At 42.3% G+C, this 789-nt stretch carries 2 protein-coding genes; both read left to right on the forward strand.

Going from position 1 to position 789, the window contains the following annotated elements:
• The first annotated feature begins 152 nt into the window (after positions 1-152).
• Positions 153-608, forward strand: coding sequence for a tripartite tricarboxylate transporter TctB family protein (locus tag CVN76_RS01675; RefSeq protein ID WP_100530146.1), 456 nt, complete (start codon positions 153-155; stop codon positions 606-608).
• A gap of 18 nt (positions 609-626) precedes the next feature.
• The coding region (locus tag CVN76_RS01680) for a tripartite tricarboxylate transporter permease (protein ID WP_198512416.1) at positions 627-789 on the forward strand (163 nt) is incomplete at its 3' end.

Here is a 789-nt window from a genome sequence, read left to right on the forward strand (position 1 = left end):
AAGAATATAAAAATAGTGAAGAATTCAACAAATTTTTAGTAGAACAGGAGAAACAGGTGCAGCAATTATTGGAAGCTTTAGGAATGGAAAAATAATCGCGAAGAAGGAGGTGCGTTCACCTTCTTCTTATTTTCTGAAATGGAGGGATTGTTATGGACGTTAAATTTGATCGTTTTGCATCTGTAGCCTTTCTGGCTGTCGGCTTGCTGTTCATGATCGGAAGCAGGAAGCTCGCCAGTTCGTCTTATGGAAGCTCGGTAGGGCCGGATATTTTTCCCTTTGTATTAGGGCTCGTTCTTGCTGCTTTAAGCATTCGCCTGTTCTATGAGTCATATCGGGGCAAGAGACAAAGTTCGAGTAAGGAAAAGCTGGAGTATAAGCCGTTCATCATCATTTTTCTCTCAACCTTGATTTATATTTTGACCTTGGAAACGATAGGGTATGTCATTACGACCTTTCTGTTTTTGTTTGTTTGCTTTCAAACGATGGAACGCAATAAGTGGGTGACATCACTCATCATTTCCGCAGGATTTTCCGGAATCATTTATTTTTTATTCGTGAGTGTTTTAAAGGGAACGCTGCCGGGTTGGCCAATTTGGTTTTCTTAAAAGAAGGGGGAAAAGGAAGTGGGAACTTTTGATTATTTAATACATGGCTTCGAAACGGCACTTACTTGGTATAACATCCTTTTTGCTTTTGTCGGGGTATTGATCGGGACTGCTGTCGGCGTTTTGCCGGGGATCGGGCCGATGAGCGGTGTGGCGCTTTTAATTCCGGTCACCGCATCGA

It is taken from the genome of Bacillus sp. mrc49 (assembly GCF_002803435.1).

Excerpts from the sequence above, each read along its gene's own strand:
- CVN76_RS01675 (WP_100530146.1), top strand. The coding sequence starts at position 153 with ATGGACGTTAAATTTGATCGTTTTGCATCTGTAGCCTTTCTGGCTGTC.